The following is a 16516-nucleotide window of genomic DNA, read 5'->3' as shown; positions in this document are numbered from 1 at the left end:
GCCGAAAAAGCAACGACATCCACGGTTAAACCAACCTGAATTCCGGATACGTTCTTAAAAGTCGGACAGATTCTCCACTTTCGTGTCGTGACGCCTAGACGGCGCCGAAGCGGCCGGAGCGCAGGATGTTCGCCGCGATCTTGTTGCCGGCGGAGTATCGCTTCATGAAGCCGACGAGCAGCGGCTTGCCGGATTTTTCCGAGGCGGCGAGCAGTTCGCGCGCGCCGGCCGCGCTGCCGGACGGCGGCTTTTCCATGAAGACAGGCAGGCCCCGCTCCAGCGCCATCTTGCCGAACACCAGATGCTGGCCCGGCCCGACGGCCATGCCGACCGCGTCGATGTCGGAGCGGCGGATAAGCTCCTCGGCATCGCTCGTCAGGCTCGAAACGCCGAACTGCCGCCCGGCGGAAGCCAGCCGGTCGCCGTCGATGTCGCAGAGCGCGGCTATCTCAACGTCGTGGCGAACGAGTTGCGGAAGCAGCATCTGGGTGGCATGCACGCCGCAGCCGATCCAACCGATCTTGAGTGTCATCGACGATATTCCGTGAGCAGGATGTGGGACTTGATGAATTCGGCGCTGGCGGCGAGGCGTTCGCTCTCGTCCTCGTGCGGTGGGCGCCACTGGGCGAAGGGTACGCCGAAGCGGTCGTCGTCGCGGCGGAAGGGTTCGAGCGAGACAGGCCCAGCGTAGCCGATCTCATGGAGCGCGCGAAAAACCTCCACCCAGTCGGTGGCGCCAGTTCCCGGGAAGCCGCGATGGTTCTCGTTGGCCTGGAAATGCACGACGCGTTTGCCGCCGAGCCGGATCGCCTCGGCGATCGAGGCTTCTTCCATATGCATGTGGAAGGTGTCGAGCATCAGCTGCACGGCGGGATGATCGACCGCGTCGAGCAGTTCGATCGCCTGCTGCGTGGTGCAGAGCACATCGCTCTCGAAGCGGTTGAGCGGCTCGACCGCGAGCACGACGCCGAGCCCGGCCGCATGCTCGCCCGCCTGCTTCAGGCCGGCGATGCAGCGGGCCTTGCGGGCAAGGCGCTCCTCCTCGCTCACCGGCTGCGGCGGCCGGCCGGCAAAGACCAGCGGATTGCCGGTGAGCGGGCCGCCGACGATGGCGGCGCCGAGCGCGGCGGCACAATCGGCCGCATATTTCAGATAGTCGATGCCGGCGCGATGCGCTGCCGGATCGTCCGACGACAGGTTGCGCTGGAGGTTGACGCGGGCGGCGAGCACGACGGCGAGCCCGGCGTCCTCCAGGGCGCGGCGCGTTTGCATGAGGTCGAGTTCGCCCGGTTCCGGCACCAGAAGCTCGACGAAATCGTAGCCGAGCCTGCGCATCTCGGAAAACAGCGGGAAGTGCCCGGCCGTGAAGGGCCGCGCATATTGCATGGAGATCAACCCGACGGGGTTCATGGCCTGTCCTCTTTCATTCGCATTCAGCCCTTCACCGCGCCCTGGGTCAGCCCGCCGATGAGGCGGCGCTGCACGAGAAGGAAAAGCAGGGTGGCGGGCATGGCGCCGACGACGGCGCCGGCGGCAAGCAGGCCCCATTCGATCTGGTATTCGCCGATCAGCGTCTGGATCGCGACGGTGACGGGCCGCACGTTCTTGCCGCCGAGCGTCAGCGCGTAGAGATATTCGTTCCAGGCGGTGATGAAGATGTAGATGCCGGTGGAGATGATGCCCGGCATGGTGAGCGGCAGCACGACGCGGCGCAGCGCCGTCAGCCGCGAGCAGCCGTCGATCATCGCCGCCTCGTCGAGGCTTTTCGGGATCGCGCCGACATAGCTCGTCAGCATCCAGACGGCGAAGGGGATGGCGACCGTCGCATTGGCGAGGATGAGCCCGAAATGCGTATCGAGGATGCCGGCTTTACGCATCAGCACGAAGAGCGGCAGGATGAGCAGCACGATCGGAAACATGTTGATGAGCAGGAATTGCAGCATCAGCAGCTTGCGGCCGGCAAAGCGGAAGCGCGAGAAGGCGTAGGCCGCCGTCACCGCCACGGCAAGGCCGAGCACCACCGTGCCGCAGGCGATGATGAGGCTGTCGAGCATGTTGCCGAGGAACGAGGTCTGCCGCAGCAGGCGCACGTAGTTGTCGAGGCTCCAGCCGGCCGGCGAGACGGAGACGCCGGTGGCGTTCAGCGCCGCCGTCGGCGTCAGCGAGGTCAGCACCATCCAGGCGAAGGGCGCCATGGCGAAGAGCACGATCAACAGGACCGGCAGGTCGGTGGTGAGGATGCGGCGGAGCGTGGACGGCTTGTTCATCGTTCGACCTCCCGCATGGTCCGGGCGAGATAGACGGCGACGATCGCGCCGAGGAGGATGGTGAAGGTGACGGCGATCGTCGTGCCGTAGCCGAAATCGAGGTTCTGGCGGGCACGGACGAAGGCGTAGAGCGGCAGGGTATGCGTGGCGTAACCCGGCCCGCCGCCGGTCATGACGAAGATCACGTCCATGGAATTGGCGACCCAGATGACGCGGAGCAGCCCGGCCGTCGCCAGCACCGGGGCGATGCCGGGCAGCGTGATGTGCACGAACTGCCGCCAGGCCGAGGCGCCGTCGATGGAGGCGGCCTCGTAATGGCTCTTCGGAATGCCCTGGAGACCGGCGAGGATCATGACGGCGAAGAAGGGGAAGCCCTGCCAGGTCAGCGTCGCGATGATCGCGTAGAGCGCAAGCCTGGGATCGGCGAGCCAGGGCACGGCCGACTGCACGACGGAGAGGTAGAGGAGGATATCGTTCAGCACGCCGGTATTGGGATCGTAGATCCAGCGCCACATCAGCGCGATCACGACGCTCGGCAGCGCCCAGGGAATGATGATGAGCGCGCGCGCCAGCCCCCGCCAGGGAAATTCGCGATTGAGCAGCAGCGCCGTGAGGAGGCCGAGGCCCATCTGGAGCGGCACCGTCAGGCCGATCCAGATCGCGGTATTGCCGAGCGCCATCCAGAACACGGGGTCGGCGAACAGTTTCGCATAGTTGCCGAAGCCGACGAAGCGGCTGGCATTCGGCTTCCAGAGAACGAGGTCGTAAAGGCTGGTGAACACCGCCTGCATCATGGGAAAGAAGACAATGAACAGCGTGACGAGCACCGCCGGCGCCAGCAGCATGTAGGGCATCAGCCGCACGCTCCAGGGCGTCGGGATGGTCACGGCGGTCGATAGGGGGGCGGTCGTCGCGGTCATTCGGTCGTTCCCGGCCGTTGGCAATCGAAAGGCCCCATCCGCCCTGGTGTTCGGGCGGGGCGGATGGGAGGTCGGAGCGGCCGCAGGTGCGCCCGCTCCCGGGGAGATCATTGCTGCGCGAAGAGCGCTTCGAGCTGCTTCATCATCTCTTCGGAGGTGATCTGGCCGGTCAGCGCCTGCTGCATGGCCGTCTGCCAGGCCGTGTTGACGAATTCCGAGGTCGCGGTGTTCGACGGCAGCACATGGGCGAAGGGCAGCGACTGCACGGTGGCGTCGACGAAGCGGCGCTCATGCAGCGTCCAGTTTTCCGAGCCGCTCTTGGTCACCGTCATCTGGCCGGTCGCCTTGTTGAAGGCGACGTTGTTCTCGCCCTCGGCGAGGAACGAGATCCACTTCCAGGCGGCATCCTTCACCTCGGAGGAGGAGAAGATCGCCAGCGACTCGTCGCCATAGGACGTCCAGCGTCCACCGTCGCATTCAGGCACCGGCGTGGCCGAGACCTTGTCGCCGAGCGCCTTCACCATATCGTTCGACGAGCCGATATGATGGATGGTCATCGCCGTGGTGCCGTTCTTGAAGGCGGCGGTGATTTCCTGGAAGCCGTCGTTCGGCGCCGAAGCCGGGATGACCTTGTCCTTCTGGAAGAGGTCGATCAGCCACTGGTTGGCGGCGATCGCCTGCGGCGTCGTCAGGCCGCCCGGCTCCAGCCTGGCGCCCTGCGAGAGCACGAAGGCGCCCCACTGGTCCCAGCCGCCCTTGCCGCCGCGCAGGCCGAAGCCGTAGGTCGCCGGCGCCTTGGTGAGCTTGATCGCTGCGTCGCGGAACTCCCCGCAGGTCGCCGGCGGCTTCAGGCCGGCGGCCTCGAACAGGTCCGTGCGGTAGTAGAGATAGAGCACGACATACTGGATCGGCAGGTAATACTGCTGGCCGTCCGGCCCCTTGTTGAGGTCGAGAAGGTTGTCGAGCAGGTCCGCCTTGCCGGCCCAGGCGTCGATGCGCTCGCCAAGCGGCTCCAGCACGCCCATCTCGATGAGGCGCGGCTGGGCGAAGAGCTTGACCATCGCGGCATCCGGCGCATTGCCGCCGACGAGCGCGGTGTAGAGGTTGTCGTAATAGCTGTTCCACGGAACGTTTTCCGCTTCGATCTCGATACCCGGATTGGCCGCCTCGAATTTTGCGACCAGATCGGCCATCGGGTTTTCCGGATTGTCGAAGTGATACCAGAAGCGCACGGTTTCCGCCGATGCGGTGCTTGCCAGAAGCGACGTCGCGAGCGCGGCGCCGATTGCCAGTTTCCTCCAGATTTTCATTGTCTCCTCCTTTGAAAATCGAAATCAGGCCGAGCCGGCCATCCGCCGGGCATCGGCCCCTGCCGCCGCCAGCGCCTCCCGCGCGGCGACGAGATCGAGCGTGTTCTGCAAGAAGCCATGCGTGACGCCCGGCACCACCGTCAACGCCTCGCTGCGCCCGAGGCGCCCCAGGCGCTCATGCAGCGCGACGCTGTCGGACAGCAGCGGATCGACGCCCGCCGCCATCAGATGAAGCGGCGGCAGGGCGGCAAGCGCGTCATCCGGGGCAAGAAGCGGACAAACGAGCGGATCGGCCGAGACATCGCGCTCGCCGACATACCAGCGCCAGTAGCGCTGCATCTTCGCCGTCGTCAGGCCCGGCCCGTTCTCGAAATCCCTATAGGACTCCGTGCGGAAATCGCCGGCATAGGTTCCGTAGAAAAGCAGCGCACCGGCCACCGGCGCACGCCCTTCGGCCGCTTCGTGCAGCATCGCGGCAAGCGCGAGATTGGCACCCGCCGAATCGCCGGAAAGCAGGAGCGGACCGGCCGTCACGCCGAACCGCGCCGAGACCGCAAAAGCGTCGCGGATCGTCGCGACGACGTCCATCAGGCCCGCGGGATAGGGATGTTCCGGCGCCAGCCGATAATCCGGCAGCAGCACCGGCAGGCCGCATTCCAGCGCGAGGACACGGGCACAGCGCTCATGGCTCTCCGGGCTGCAAAAGGCGAAACCGCCGCCATGCACGAAGACGACCGCGCCGGCCTCCGCGTCCGGCGGCACCAGGATCTTCAGGCGCACCCGCGCCGAACCGAGATCCGCATCCGCCGCGACGAAGGCCTCGCCGACCGCGGCCATGGCCGGCAGGTCGATGTTCCAGCGGCGGTTGCCCTCTTCCGAAAGCGCGCGGCCTTCGGCCGGCGGCAGCGTGGTCGGATCGACCTGCGGCCCGGTTTCGGCGGCCACGCGGGCGAGCAGCGCCGCCATTTCCGGCGAAAGCCGCGACAGGTCCGGCACCGCGCTCATTGGGTCGCATCCGGAAAGACGTCGGGGCCGAGGTCGACGATCGTGGCGATGTGATGGCGCAGCGCCGCGCTGGCCTTCGCGACGTCCCCGCTTTCGACGGCCTCGATGATCGAGCCGTGGCGCTGGGCGGTCGCCATGAGATCGCGCGGCGTGATGCTGCGCGAGATCTTGAAGCGGTGATTGTGCACCAGGCAGCGGTGCAGGATCGGATCGAGCGCCGGAAGCCGGGCATCCTGGAAGATGCGGCGATGGAAATCCCGGTCGAAGGCGGCAAGCTCCAGTTCGTCGCCCGCCTTCGCGGCATCGAGCATTTCCGCAAAGAGCGCCTTGAGATCGGGAACCAGGGTTCGGCTCGGCGCCTGCAAGGCGCGCACGATGCCGTTGCATTCGACCTGCTGGCGCACGCGGAACATCTCCACGGCTTCCGCTTCGGTGCATTCGGAAACCTGCGTGCCGCGATGGCCCTGCCGGCGCACCAGCCCCTCCTCCTGCAATTGCAGCAGCGCCTCACGCACCGTGCCCTGGCTGCACGAAAAATGCGCCGCCAGGTCCAGTTCCGTCAGCGCCGCCCCCGCCGGAAGCACGCCCAGCATGATGTCGCGCTTCAGCACGTTGAAGGCGGCGGCCGATTTGGCAGGCCTTGCCGCGCTGCGGGCATTCGGGGGTGCAGAAAAATACGTCATCGGCGCGGCTCTCGGAGTTGCCAATCGTCAGCAGTATCATTATTGATATTGATATCGATAATGAAGGTCAAGGGATGAGTTGACCTTTCGGAGGAGAAAACCGTGACGGCAATCGCATTGAGGCAGATCCGGAAAACCTATGGCTCGCTGCAGGTCATCCACGACGTCGACATCGATATTGCGAGCGGCGAGTTCCTGGTCCTCGTCGGCCCCTCCGGCTGCGGCAAGTCGACCCTCCTGCGCATGATCGCCGGTCTTGAGGAGATTTCCGGCGGCATCCTCGATATCGGCGGCAAGGTGGTGAATGCCCTCCCCCCTTCCGACCGCGACATCGCCATGGTGTTCCAGGACTATGCGCTCTACCCGCATATGAGCGTGCGCGAGAACATGGCCTTCGGCCTGAAGATGCGCGGCACGGCGGAAGAGACGATCGACCGCCGGGTGTCGCACGCCGCCGATATCCTCAAGATCCAGCCCTTCCTCGACCGGCGGCCCGCCCAGCTTTCCGGCGGCCAGCGCCAGCGCGTCGCCATGGGCCGCGCCATCGTGCGCGAACCCTCGGCCTTTCTCTTCGACGAACCGCTCTCCAACCTCGACGCGGCGCTCCGCGTCGAGATGCGCCTGGAGATCGCCAAGCTGCACAACCGCATGAAGGCGACGACCGTCTACGTCACCCACGACCAGGTGGAGGCGATGACGCTGGCCGACCGAATCGTCGTGCTGAATGCCGGCAGGATCGAGCAGATCGGCCCGCCGCTCGACCTCTACCATCGCCCGGCAAGCCTCTTCGTCGCCCGCTTCATCGGCAGCCCGACGATGAACACGATGCCGGCCACGGTGGTCTCCGATGGCGGCGGCAGCGCGATACGCCTGAAGGAGCGCACGCTGCCGCTGACTGCCGCGCCCGGACAGCCGATCCCGTCGGGCGAAGTCACCTTCGGCATTCGCCCGGAGGACCTCATCGCCTGTCGGAAGGAAGACGCCTGGTTCAGCGGCGAGCTTGCCGTCGCCGAGCGGCTGGGCAGCCAGACCTATGGCTACGTTGAGATCGGCGAAGCGCGCATGCTGACCGTCGAGTTTCCGCGCGACACGCCGATCAGCATCGGCCAGGCGATCCATGTGCGCCCGGACATGGCGGCAATCCACCTGTTCGATGCCGCAACCGGCCTGCGCATCAACCAATAATGCCCGTCCCCGGCCTCGAAAACGGGCGATGCTTCAAAGCCTGCCGCGGATCGCCCATTTTTTATGCAGATTGCTCCTTCCTTCAGCGGCATCGCCGCCGTGTTTGCGGGCAACCGCACGCCTGACGGCAGTTTTTTCGCGAATATCGCCGCTCGCTTCGATCTGGCACGTTTGATGCTTCCTGTTGGTTATTGGGCTGCCGGGCGCCCCAACGCCCGGCGGTCTCGCAAAACCAGCGTCATGTGAGAGAACGAAATGACCAAGTACAAGCTCGAATATATCTGGCTCGACGGATACAAGCCCACCCCGAACCTGCGCGGCAAGACCCTCATCAAGGAATTCGACGCTTTCCCGACGCTGGAACAGCTGCCGCTCTGGGGTTTCGACGGTTCATCGACGCTGCAGGCTGAAGGCTCGAGCTCCGATTGCGTCCTGAAGCCGGTCGCCTCCTACCCCGATCCGGAGCGCAAGAACGGTGTTCTCGTCCTCTGCGAAGTCATGATGCCCGATGCCAAGACGCCGCATCCGTCCAACACCCGCGCCTCCATCCTCGATGACGAAAGCGCCTGGTTCGGCTTCGAACAGGAATATTTCTTCTACCAGAACGGCCGTCCGCTCGGCTTCCCGGATGCCGGCTTCCCGGCTCCGCAGGGCCCGTACTACTGCGGCGTCGGCTACAGCAATGTCGGCACGATCGCCCGCAAGATCGTCGAAGAACATCTCGACATCTGCCTTGCCGCCGGCATCAACCATGAAGGCATCAACGCGGAAGTCGCCAAGGGCCAGTGGGAATTCCAGGTCTTCGGCAAGGGCTCGCGCAAGGCAGCCGACGAGATCTGGCTTGCCCGCTACCTGCTGCAGCGCCTGACCGAAAAATACGGCATCGACGTCGAATACCACTGCAAGCCGCTCGGCGACACCGACTGGAACGGCTCGGGCATGCATGCCAACTTCTCGACCGCCTACATGCGCGAAGTCGGCGGCCGGGACTATTTCGAGGCCTTGATGGGTGCCTTCGCGGAAGCCCGCGCCGACCACATCGCCGTCTACGGCCCGGACAACCACATGCGCCTGACCGGCAAGCACGAAACCGCCTCGATCCACCAGTTCAGCTATGGCGTGGCCGATCGCGGCGCCTCGATCCGCGTGCCGCACTCCTTCGTCAACAACGGCTACCGCGGCTACCTGGAAGATCGCCGTCCGAACTCGCAGGGCGACCCCTACCAGATCGCCTCGCAGATCCTGAAGACGATCTCCACGGTCCCGACCGACGTCGAGAACCGCGAAGCGGCCTGACCGGCCCTTCGAGACGAAAGACAAAACGCCCCGTTTTCACGGGGCGTTTTTGTTCACCGCACGTCTGTCAGCCGCCATCAATTCAGCTTTTCCAGCACGCGCGCATGCAGCGCGCCGTTCGCCGCGGCGACGCAGAGATTGCCGGACGACGTGAGGGTGAGCGGCCGGCCCTCCCAGTCGGTGATGCAGCCGCCGGCCCCCGTGATGACCGGCACGAGGGCACAGAAATCGAAGGGATCGAGCCCGCCGTCGACGCTGATGTCGATGCTGCCGTCGGCGACGCGGCCATAGGCCATGCAGCTGCCGCCATAGACGCACCAGCGCGCGGAGCTGCGCAGGCGTTCGAGCCTTGCCCGCTCCACCGGCGCGAAAGGCTCCGGATTTCCGTTCGCCATGAAGGCTTCCGCCAGGCGCGTGGTCGCGGCGGTGCGCACGGGCGCGCCGTTGAGCGTCGTCGGCCGGCCGGAAAGGCCGAGCCAGCGGTCGCCCGTCACGGGATTGTCGATGAGGCCGAGGATCGGCGTTCCGCCGCGGGTGAGCGCGATCAGCGTGCCGTAGACGGCAAGGCCGCCGACAAAGGCCTTGGTGCCGTCGATCGGGTCGATGACCCAGACGAACTCCTCGTCCAGCCCCTCGGCGCCGAACTCCTCGCCGAGCACGCCATGGGCGGGAAAGCGCGCGGCGATCCGTTCGCGCAGGCATCGTTCCACGGCCCGGTCCGTCTCGGTCACGGGGCTCGAATCCGACTTGGCGACGGGGCGGCGCCGGCCGCCGGCCGCCTGGCGCACGATGCCGCGGGCAAGGTCCGCCATTTCGCTGGCGAAACCGGAAAAGAGGTCGAGCGGCTGGTCAAGCATGGGCAGGGGCACTCCTGAATTTTTCCTTCGCCTCGACGGCCGGCCGCATGTGGCGGGACAGTCGGGCCTCGGCCGCTCGGGCGAACCGCGCCAGGCCGAAAGCGATGCAGAGATAGATGAGCGCCGCGGAGATGAAGACCTCGTAGGGCGCATAGGTGCGGGCGACGATGGTGTTGGCCGTGCCCGTCAGCTCCATGATGGTGATGGTGCTGGCGAGCGAGGTGGCCTTCATCATGCTGATCATCTCGTTGCCATAGGCGGGCAGGCCGATGCGCAGGGCCTGCGGCAGGATGACGAGGCGATAGATGAGATAGGGCCGCATGCCGGAGGCGAGCGCCGCCTCCCGCTGCCCGTCGGGGATGGCGAGGATCGCGCCGCGCAGGATGTTGGCGGTGTAGGCCGCGGTGTGCAGCGCCAGCGTCAGGAGGGCGCAGAACCAGGCCTCGCGCAGCACCGGCCAGAGGAAACTGGCGCGCACGGCGGGAAACTGCGACAGGCCGTAATAGACGAGGAACACCTGTACCAGCAGCGGCGTGCCGCGGAAGAAGGTGATGTAGCCCATGACGGGCAGGCGGATCGGCGCGCGGCCCCTGGCGGCGGCGATGCCGAGCGGCAGGGCGAGCATGGCGCCGAAGACCAGCGTCAGGGCGAGCAGATGCACCGTGACCAGCGCGCCATAGAGCAGCGCCGGAATGCTTTCGATCATCAGCGACCAGTTCATGCCGCGCTCCTCCGTTCGCCGCGCAGGAGCCGCCCCTCCATCCAGGCGATCAGGCGCGTATTGGTCAGGGTGAGCGCGAGGTAGATCAGCGCCGCCGTCATGTAGAAGGTGAAGGGCTGGCGCGTCACCGACGTCGCCATCTGGGAAAGGCCCATCAGCTCGTGCAGGCCGACCACCGAGATCAGCGACGTATCCTTGATGAGCGAGATCCAGTTGTTGCCGAGGCCGGGCAGCGCAAAGCGCATCAACAGCGGCAGGCGGATCTTGAAGAACAGCACGAGCGGGCCGAGGCCGAGCGACTGCCCCGCCTCGATCAGCCCCATAGGCACGGACTGCCAGGCACCGCGCAGCACCTCCGCGGCATAGCCGCCGAAGACGAGGCTGAGCGCGAAAACGCCGGCCTGCAGCGGCGGCACCTCGACGAAGCCGAAATCGGCGACGACGAGGTTGACCGCCTTGGTGAGCGCCACCGTGCCGCCGAAATAGACGATGAGGATGACCAGCAGCTCGGGCGTGCCGCGCATCACCAGGCTGAAGCCGCGCCCGAAGGCCGCCACCGCCCGATTGGGCGACATCTGCGCCAGCGCACCGAGCATGCCCCAGCACAGCCCCACCAGCAGCGACAGCACGGCGACCTGCATCGTCAGCAGCGTGCCACGGGCGATCTCCTCGCCCCATCCCTGTAAAAGGTCCATCTTCTCCTCCTTCCGCGAGCGGCGCCAGGCGGCCCCGCTCTCCCCTTCCGGCGATCAGTGCGCGACGGAAGCCGGCAGGACGCTGAAGGACCAGTACCTGTCGTTGATCGCCTTGAAGCTGCCGTCCTTGAACATGGTGGTCAGCGCACCGTCGACCTTCTTCAGGAGGTCCTCGTCGGTCTTGCGGATGCCGATGCCGATGCCGGGGCCGAAATAGGAGACGTCGTCGATCTCCGGGCCGACAAAGCCGAAATCCTGGCCTTCCGGCTTGCTGAGGAAGTCATTGTCGAGCTTGATCGGGCCGGCGAAGATCAGGTCGACGCGGCCGGCCTGCAGGTCGAGGATCATGTTGTCGACCTTGTCATATTCGGCGACGCTCGCTTCCGGATATTTTTCCGCGATGTACTTCGCATAGGTCGAGGAGCGCTGGAGGCCGATCGTCTTGCCGGCGACGCCCTCGGGGTTCGGCTCGCCGCCCTCCGTGACCGGCTTGGCATCGGATGCCTTGAGGCCGACGAAGCGGGCGGCGGAGGAACGGTAGGGCACCGAGAAATTGATGCTCTGCAGGCGTTCCTCGGTGATCGACATGGAGGCGGAGATCAGGTCGTACTTGCCGGCCAGAAGGCCGGGGATCATGCCGTCCCAGGCCTGGCAGATGATCTCGACCTCGCTGCCGACATGCTCGCCGATGGCGCGCGCCACGTCGACGTCGAAGCCCTTGATCTCGCCATTGGCATCCTGGAAGCCGAAGGGCGGATAGGTGCAGTCGGCGGCAACCTTGATCGGCGCCGCCTGGAGCGCGGTGGCGCCGAGCAGAAGACCGGCGAAGGTGAATGCGGCAATCTTGTTCATGGGACCGTCCTTTCTGGATGCTGCTGGTGATCGGCACGCGGCGAGGCCGTCCGTGACCGTTCGGGGCGAGGCTGCGGCGCCTCGTTTCGTGGGGCAATCTCAATTCCGGCTCCTCCCGGAACTGTCTTCCTCGGGGAAAAAATGGCGCGGAACGCGGGCTGGAGAAAGTACCAATCCGGGAAGATCGATGGTACCGGATCGGCGCTAGGCGGACCTGCCGGCCTTTTCCAGGAACCGCCGCGTCACCCGCTCCATCCGTTGCACGGCACTGCCGACCCGGTCGGCCGACAGGTTTCCGAAGCCCGCGACGAGGCCGACGAGATCCGTTCTTTCGATGCAATAGGACGAGAGCGGTGGCATATCGATCCAAACGCCACGCAGCAGCCGCGACAGCTCCACATCGTCGAAGGGCTGGCGCGCGACGAGCGTCAGGTGCAGGCCAGCCTCCAGTTCCGGCACGGCAAAGAGGTCGCCGACCCTGTCCTCCAGCGCCGCCATCATGGCGGCGGCGCGATCGCGGTAGAGGGCGCGCGTGCGGCGGATATGGGAAGCCAGCTCCCCGCTCGCCATGAAGTCGGCGACGAGATGCTGGTGGGTCAGCGGCGCGTAGCAGGAAAGGCTGTCCTGCACCGCCAGGAACGCGGGCACCAGCTCGCGCGGCACCACGAGATAGGCGAGCCGCAGCCCCGGCGCGAGCACGCGGTTGAACGAGCTGACATGGATGACGCGCTCCCCGCCCTTGCGCGCGGCGAGCGGCACAAGCGGCGCACCCCGCCAGCGGATCTCGCTGTTGAAGTCGTCCTCGAAGATCCAGCCGCGCGCGGCGCCCGCCCAGGCGAGCAGCCCCTCGATCGCCGGCTCGGACATGGTGGAGCCGGCGGGAAACTGGCCGACGGGCGAGACGAGGACGAGGCGTGCCTCCGGCGCATGGCGCGCAATGTCGTCCGCCCCAATCCCCTGCCCGGAAACCGGGATCGGCGCGAGCTTCAGCCCGGCCGAGCGCAGGGTGGAAAGCAGCATCGCATAGGCGGGGTCCTCGACGCCGACGGTATCGCCCACATCGAGCAGCACATGGGCGACGAGGTTGGCCGCCTGCAACGTGCTGCCGACGACGACGATCTGATCCGCCTCGCAGCGGATGCCGCGCGCCTCGCCGAGATAGATGGCCAGTTGCTGGCGCAGCGCCGCAAGACCGCCGCCTTCACCATAGCCGAGGTCGGAGGCGGCGAAGCGACGCCAGTATTTCGCGGCGATCCGGCCGAACTGCTTGTAGGGGAAGATATCGAGCGCCGGCATGCCGGGGCTGAGATCGAAGCGGTCCTGGCGCGACCAGCTCCAGTGACGCACCGAGGCCTCCCGGCCGCGCTGCGACAGCGCCAGCGGCACGGCGGCAGGGCTCTGGCCCTTGTCCGCGCCGGCGCGCACGGAATCCTCCGGCAGCCGCTCCTCCACGTAGAAGCCGGAACCGGGGCGGCGCTTGATGTAGCCTTCCGCGGCGAGCCGGTCGTAGACCATGTTGACGGTGTTGCGCGACACGCCGAGATCGGCGGCCATGGTGCGGCTTGCCGGCAGGCGGGCGCCGCGCGCCAGCTGGCCGTTGACGATCAGCCGGCGCAACTGGACGAACAGCTGTTCCTGCAGCGTCGGGCCGCCGCCCGCCTTTTCGCGGACCACCATGGTCCAGACCGGATAGTTGAACTGCTTGGCGGATGCCATCGGCCTGCGCCCCCTCAGGTAAGGACATTGCGCACGAAGCGGACGGTCCCGTTTGCCCCGTTGGCATAGGAATAGGGCTGCGCGGTGCTGTAGGTGACGAAACCGCCCGTCGCATAGTCACATGCCACGCCCGACAGCGTGAGGCGCAACGTGCCCTCGACGACGAACAGCATTTCATGCCAGCCGTCCGGGTCGGGCTCGGCCATATAGCTGTCGCCCGGTCCAAGCGTCCACAGCCACATCTGCGCCTCACGTGCGGCAGGGGCAGAGCAGAGCAGCCGCGCGGCGCTTTCCGGCTGCTCGCCGCGCCACGTTACCGCGTTGATCTCCGCCCTAGTCTCCCGCGTGGGATCGCGCACCAGCTCGACGAAGTCGGCGCTCATGGCGGCAGCGAGCCGGTCGAGGCTGGAAAGGCTGATATTCGCCTCGCCCGCCTCCAGCGCGACGATCATGCGCCGGCTGAGACCGGAGGCCTCGGCCAGCGCCGTCTGGCTGAGCCCGGCGGCAAGCCGCAGCCGGCGCAGATTGCCGGAAACATGGGCGAGAACGTCGGCACGCTCTTGACTGTGCAGTATATTGCTCATACGATCCTTGTAATATAGCAGCTTTCACAGCTCAACAGATTTCCACCACCCGACCTGTCGGCGCTGCACGCCTGCGGGAGGGGATCGTCATGCCATCAGGATGCCACCATGCAACAACCGCTCGTTCTCGACGAGGCCACCATCGCCGAAATCCTGCCGGATGCGAACATTCGCGCCGCCCTCGAACGCATGTTCCTCGCCCTTGCGGAAGACCGCGCGGTGCAGCCGGCGCAGACGCTGAGCCTGTTCCCGGGCAATGGCGGCGACTTCATCACCTATCCGGGCGTGCTGGCCAGCGACGGCGTGTTCGGCGCCAAGCTCTCGCCCTACATTCCCCGCGCGGAAGGGGCGCTGGTCACGGCCTGGACGCTGCTGATGTCGATGGAGACCGGCCTGCCGCTGCTGCTGTGCGACTCCAAGCGGCTGACCACGGAGCGGACCGCCGCGACGACCATCATCGCCGCCGACCGGCTCGCCCGCGCGGATGCCGGGGTCCTGACGATCGTCGGCGCCGGCGAGATCGGACTGGCGCATCTTCGCCATGCGGAGACGATCCGGCCCTGGCGGGAAGTTCGGCTGTGCTCGCCCTCCGTCGCAAGCCGGTCCGGCCTGCCGGAACGGCTCGCCTCCGGCTGCCCGGTGAAGACGATTGCCGACCCGGATGCGGCGACCGTGGGCGCGGACGTGGTGATGCTGTGCACCTCCTCGGGAAAACCCGTCATCGACGCGGGGCGCATCGGCCCCGGCGTGCTGGTGACCTCGATCAGCACCAATGCCGCCAATGCCCATGAGATCGCCCCCGAGACACTCGCCAGCTTCGACGTCTATTGCGACTACCGCGCCACCACGCCGGCCGTCGCCGGCGAGATGAAGCTTGCCGCCGCCGCGGGCCTGTGGAGCGTCGAGCGCCTTGCCGGCGACCTGCCCGAACTGCTCGCCGGCCGGGCAAAGGCGCCGGGCCACGACCGTCCCGTCTTCTTCCGCTCGGTCGGCCTCGGGCTCGAGGACATCGCCGTTGCCGCCGCTCTTCTTTCCGCCGCCCGTTCCTGACCGTTTGCGAGACATCAAAGGAGTTGCCCCATGAAAATTCGTGATTTCGGCGTTGAAATCTGGATGAACCGCTACGAGAACAATTGCGAACTGAACATCGCCGAGACCTGCGTCGAATCCCTCACCGTCGCCGAGCTCCTGGAGATGGCGGGCAAGACCGACACGATCCTCTCCGAGCTTCTGCCGATGAAGCTGACCTATGGCGCGATCGAGGGCAGCGAGCGCCTGCGCAAGCTGGTCGCCGGCCTCTACGAAAAGCAGGCGATGGAAAATGTCGTCATCACTCATGGCGCGATCGGCGCCAACGCGCTGGTGCACGGCACGCTCGTCGAGCGGGGCGACCGCGTCATCTCGGTGCTGCCGACCTACCAGCAGCACTATTCCATCCCGGAAAGCATCGGCGCCGACGTGCAGATCCTCCGGCTGACGGAGGCGACCGGCTTCCTGCCCGATCTTGAGGAACTGAAGCGGCTGGCAACGCCGGGCACGAAGCTCATCGCCATCAACAACCCCAACAACCCGACCGGTGCGCTGATGGACCGCGCCTATCTGGAGCAGATCGTCGAGATCGCCCGGGCCGCCGGTGCCTGGATCCTCTGTGACGAGGTTTACCGCGGCACGGACCAGGAAGGCGACGGCATGACCGCCTCGATCGCCGACCTCTACGAGAAGGGCATCAGCACCGCCAGCATGTCGAAGACCTTCGCGCTCGCGGGCCTTCGCCTCGGCTGGATCGCCGGCCCGGTGGACCTGCTGCACGCCGTCTCCATCCATCGCGACTACAACACGATCAGCGTCGGCATGCTGGACGACCACTTCGCCGCCATCGCGCTGGAAAACCGCGACAAGATCCTCGCCCGCAGCCGCGCCATCACCCGCACCAACCTAGCCACGCTCTCGGCCTGGGTCGATGGCGAGCCGCTGATCTCCTGGATCAAGCCGAAATCCGGCACCACCGCGCTCCTGAAATACCACCTGCCCCTCTCTTCCGTGGAGTTCTGCGAAAGGCTGCTGGCGCGCACCGGCGTGATGCTGACGCCCGGCAGCGCCATGGACATGGAAGGTTATGTGCGGATCGGCTTCACCAACAACGGCAACGTGCTGGAGGAGGGGCTTGCCCGCCTGTCGACCTTCCTTGCGGAACAGCAGGCGGAAGCCGCCTGACGGCGTGACGAGGGGAGAAACAGACATGCAGTCGAATATGGCCGTCAAGATCGCCGGCATGAACAAGTGGTACGGCGCCTTCCATGTGCTGCGGGACATCGATCTCGACGTGCTGCAGGGCGAGCGCATCGTCATCGCCGGCCCGTCGGGCTCCGGCAAGTCGACGATGATCCGCTGCATCAACCGCCTGGAAGAACACCAGAAGGGCCAG

Annotated in this window: 19 protein-coding genes; 6 read left to right on the top strand and 13 right to left on the bottom strand. The window is 66.5% G+C overall.

Annotated features, from left to right (window positions below):
- Window positions 1–94: 94 nt before the first annotated feature.
- The 7 genes from EV665_RS30725 to EV665_RS30695 form a co-directional block, all read right to left on the bottom strand.
- Window positions 95–532 (bottom strand): Gfo/Idh/MocA family protein, encoded by a 438-nt coding sequence (locus tag EV665_RS30725; protein ID WP_245507887.1) that lies wholly within the window; start codon window positions 530–532, stop codon window positions 95–97.
- Window positions 529–1410: a sugar phosphate isomerase/epimerase family protein gene (locus tag EV665_RS30720; protein ID WP_133037078.1), complete on the bottom strand. Its 882-nt coding sequence runs from the start codon at window positions 1408–1410 to the stop codon at window positions 529–531. Before EV665_RS30720 ends, EV665_RS30725 begins: the two co-directional genes overlap by 4 nt.
- Window positions 1411–1433: 23 nt before the next feature.
- The gene (locus EV665_RS30715) at window positions 1434–2267 is read right to left on the bottom strand and encodes a carbohydrate ABC transporter permease (protein WP_133037077.1); all 834 of its coding nucleotides are present in this window, start codon (window positions 2265–2267) and stop codon (window positions 1434–1436) included.
- Entirely contained in the window at window positions 2264–3187 is a 924-nt protein-coding gene (locus tag EV665_RS30710) for a carbohydrate ABC transporter permease (protein WP_133037076.1), read from the bottom strand. The genes EV665_RS30715 and EV665_RS30710 overlap by 4 nt, the downstream gene beginning before the upstream one ends.
- A 107-nt stretch (window positions 3188–3294) precedes the next feature.
- Entirely contained in the window at window positions 3295–4497 is a 1203-nt protein-coding gene (locus EV665_RS30705) for an ABC transporter substrate-binding protein (RefSeq protein ID WP_133037075.1), read from the bottom strand.
- A gap of 24 nt (window positions 4498–4521) precedes the next feature.
- Complete coding sequence (locus EV665_RS30700; RefSeq protein ID WP_133037074.1) at window positions 4522–5502, bottom strand: alpha/beta hydrolase; 981 nt, start codon at window positions 5500–5502, stop codon at window positions 4522–4524.
- A complete protein-coding gene (locus EV665_RS30695; RefSeq protein WP_133037073.1) occupies window positions 5499–6185 on the bottom strand; it encodes a GntR family transcriptional regulator in 687 nt (228 codons plus the stop codon). Before EV665_RS30695 ends, EV665_RS30700 begins: the two co-directional genes overlap by 4 nt.
- A gap of 102 nt (window positions 6186–6287) precedes the next feature.
- Here EV665_RS30695 and EV665_RS30690 point away from each other — a divergent pair, with 102 nt between their 5' ends.
- From EV665_RS30690 to EV665_RS30680, 3 genes are all read left to right on the top strand, one after another.
- Window positions 6288–7370, top strand: a complete 1083-nt coding sequence (locus EV665_RS30690; protein WP_133037072.1) for an ABC transporter ATP-binding protein — start codon at window positions 6288–6290, stop codon at window positions 7368–7370.
- A gap of 63 nt (window positions 7371–7433) precedes the next feature.
- Window positions 7434–7616: a hypothetical protein gene (locus EV665_RS30685; RefSeq protein ID WP_133037071.1), complete on the top strand. Its 183-nt coding sequence runs from the start codon at window positions 7434–7436 to the stop codon at window positions 7614–7616.
- Between the two features lie 9 nt (window positions 7617–7625).
- Window positions 7626–8666 (top strand): glutamine synthetase beta-grasp domain-containing protein, encoded by a 1041-nt coding sequence (locus EV665_RS30680; protein WP_064334544.1) that lies wholly within the window; start codon window positions 7626–7628, stop codon window positions 8664–8666.
- Window positions 8667–8743: 77 nt separating this feature from the next.
- Here EV665_RS30680 and hisN read toward each other — a convergent pair whose 3' ends face one another.
- The 6 genes from hisN to EV665_RS30650 form a co-directional block, all read right to left on the bottom strand.
- The gene (gene hisN / locus EV665_RS30675; protein WP_133037070.1) at window positions 8744–9523 is read right to left on the bottom strand and encodes a histidinol-phosphatase; all 780 of its coding nucleotides are present in this window, start codon (window positions 9521–9523) and stop codon (window positions 8744–8746) included.
- The gene (locus tag EV665_RS30670) at window positions 9516–10244 is read right to left on the bottom strand and encodes an ABC transporter permease (protein WP_064334546.1); all 729 of its coding nucleotides are present in this window, start codon (window positions 10242–10244) and stop codon (window positions 9516–9518) included. The genes hisN and EV665_RS30670 overlap by 8 nt, the downstream gene beginning before the upstream one ends.
- A complete protein-coding gene (locus EV665_RS30665; RefSeq protein WP_133037069.1) occupies window positions 10241–10939 on the bottom strand; it encodes an ABC transporter permease in 699 nt (232 codons plus the stop codon). The genes EV665_RS30670 and EV665_RS30665 overlap by 4 nt, the downstream gene beginning before the upstream one ends.
- Window positions 10940–10993: 54 nt before the next feature.
- Window positions 10994–11791, bottom strand: a complete 798-nt coding sequence (locus EV665_RS30660) for a transporter substrate-binding domain-containing protein (RefSeq protein WP_133037068.1) — start codon at window positions 11789–11791, stop codon at window positions 10994–10996.
- A 204-nt stretch (window positions 11792–11995) separates the two neighbouring features.
- The gene (gene pdxR / locus EV665_RS30655) at window positions 11996–13507 is read right to left on the bottom strand and encodes a MocR-like pyridoxine biosynthesis transcription factor PdxR (RefSeq protein ID WP_133037067.1); all 1512 of its coding nucleotides are present in this window, start codon (window positions 13505–13507) and stop codon (window positions 11996–11998) included.
- Between the two features lie 14 nt (window positions 13508–13521).
- Window positions 13522–14091, bottom strand: coding sequence for a helix-turn-helix domain-containing protein (locus tag EV665_RS30650; RefSeq protein ID WP_133037066.1), 570 nt, complete (start codon window positions 14089–14091; stop codon window positions 13522–13524).
- A 108-nt stretch (window positions 14092–14199) separates the two neighbouring features.
- Between EV665_RS30650 and EV665_RS30645 the strand changes: the two genes are divergently transcribed.
- The 3 genes from EV665_RS30645 to EV665_RS30635 form a co-directional block, all read left to right on the top strand.
- Complete coding sequence (locus EV665_RS30645) at window positions 14200–15141, top strand: ornithine cyclodeaminase family protein (protein WP_133037065.1); 942 nt, start codon at window positions 14200–14202, stop codon at window positions 15139–15141.
- Window positions 15142–15171: 30 nt separating this feature from the next.
- A complete protein-coding gene (locus EV665_RS30640; RefSeq protein WP_064334552.1) occupies window positions 15172–16305 on the top strand; it encodes an aminotransferase in 1134 nt (377 codons plus the stop codon).
- 25 nt (window positions 16306–16330) lie between these two features.
- Window positions 16331–16516 (top strand): ATP-binding cassette domain-containing protein (locus EV665_RS30635; protein WP_133037064.1); only part of this gene is annotated, 186 nt, incomplete at its 3' end.

The sequence above is a fragment of the Shinella granuli genome (genome assembly GCF_004341885.1).
Taxonomy (GTDB): domain Bacteria; phylum Pseudomonadota; class Alphaproteobacteria; order Rhizobiales; family Rhizobiaceae; genus Shinella; species Shinella granuli.
Note: the sequence above shows the minus strand (reverse complement) of the source record. Positions and strands in the feature narration are given on the sequence as shown.

What these genes read in the sequence shown, in the direction of transcription:
- EV665_RS30725 (WP_245507887.1), bottom strand. Translation starts at nt 532, where the DNA reads ATGACACTCAAGATCGGTTGGATCGGCTGCGGCGTGCATGCCACCCAG.
- EV665_RS30720 (WP_133037078.1), bottom strand. Translation starts at nt 1,410, where the DNA reads ATGAACCCCGTCGGGTTGATCTCCATGCAATATGCGCGGCCCTTCACG.
- EV665_RS30715 (WP_133037077.1), bottom strand. Translation starts at nt 2,267, where the DNA reads ATGAACAAGCCGTCCACGCTCCGCCGCATCCTCACCACCGACCTGCCG.
- EV665_RS30710 (WP_133037076.1), bottom strand. Translation starts at nt 3,187, where the DNA reads ATGACCGCGACGACCGCCCCCCTATCGACCGCCGTGACCATCCCGACG.
- EV665_RS30705 (WP_133037075.1), bottom strand. Translation starts at nt 4,497, where the DNA reads ATGAAAATCTGGAGGAAACTGGCAATCGGCGCCGCGCTCGCGACGTCG.
- EV665_RS30700 (WP_133037074.1), bottom strand. Translation starts at nt 5,502, where the DNA reads ATGAGCGCGGTGCCGGACCTGTCGCGGCTTTCGCCGGAAATGGCGGCG.
- EV665_RS30695 (WP_133037073.1), bottom strand. Translation starts at nt 6,185, where the DNA reads ATGACGTATTTTTCTGCACCCCCGAATGCCCGCAGCGCGGCAAGGCCT.
- EV665_RS30685 (WP_133037071.1), top strand. Translation starts at nt 7,434, where the DNA reads ATGCAGATTGCTCCTTCCTTCAGCGGCATCGCCGCCGTGTTTGCGGGC.
- EV665_RS30680 (WP_064334544.1), top strand. Translation starts at nt 7,626, where the DNA reads ATGACCAAGTACAAGCTCGAATATATCTGGCTCGACGGATACAAGCCC.
- hisN (WP_133037070.1), bottom strand. Translation starts at nt 9,523, where the DNA reads ATGCTTGACCAGCCGCTCGACCTCTTTTCCGGTTTCGCCAGCGAAATG.
- EV665_RS30670 (WP_064334546.1), bottom strand. Translation starts at nt 10,244, where the DNA reads ATGAACTGGTCGCTGATGATCGAAAGCATTCCGGCGCTGCTCTATGGC.
- EV665_RS30665 (WP_133037069.1), bottom strand. Translation starts at nt 10,939, where the DNA reads ATGGACCTTTTACAGGGATGGGGCGAGGAGATCGCCCGTGGCACGCTG.
- EV665_RS30660 (WP_133037068.1), bottom strand. Translation starts at nt 11,791, where the DNA reads ATGAACAAGATTGCCGCATTCACCTTCGCCGGTCTTCTGCTCGGCGCC.
- pdxR (WP_133037067.1), bottom strand. Translation starts at nt 13,507, where the DNA reads ATGGCATCCGCCAAGCAGTTCAACTATCCGGTCTGGACCATGGTGGTC.
- EV665_RS30650 (WP_133037066.1), bottom strand. Translation starts at nt 14,091, where the DNA reads ATGAGCAATATACTGCACAGTCAAGAGCGTGCCGACGTTCTCGCCCAT.
- EV665_RS30645 (WP_133037065.1), top strand. Translation starts at nt 14,200, where the DNA reads ATGCAACAACCGCTCGTTCTCGACGAGGCCACCATCGCCGAAATCCTG.
- EV665_RS30640 (WP_064334552.1), top strand. Translation starts at nt 15,172, where the DNA reads ATGAAAATTCGTGATTTCGGCGTTGAAATCTGGATGAACCGCTACGAG.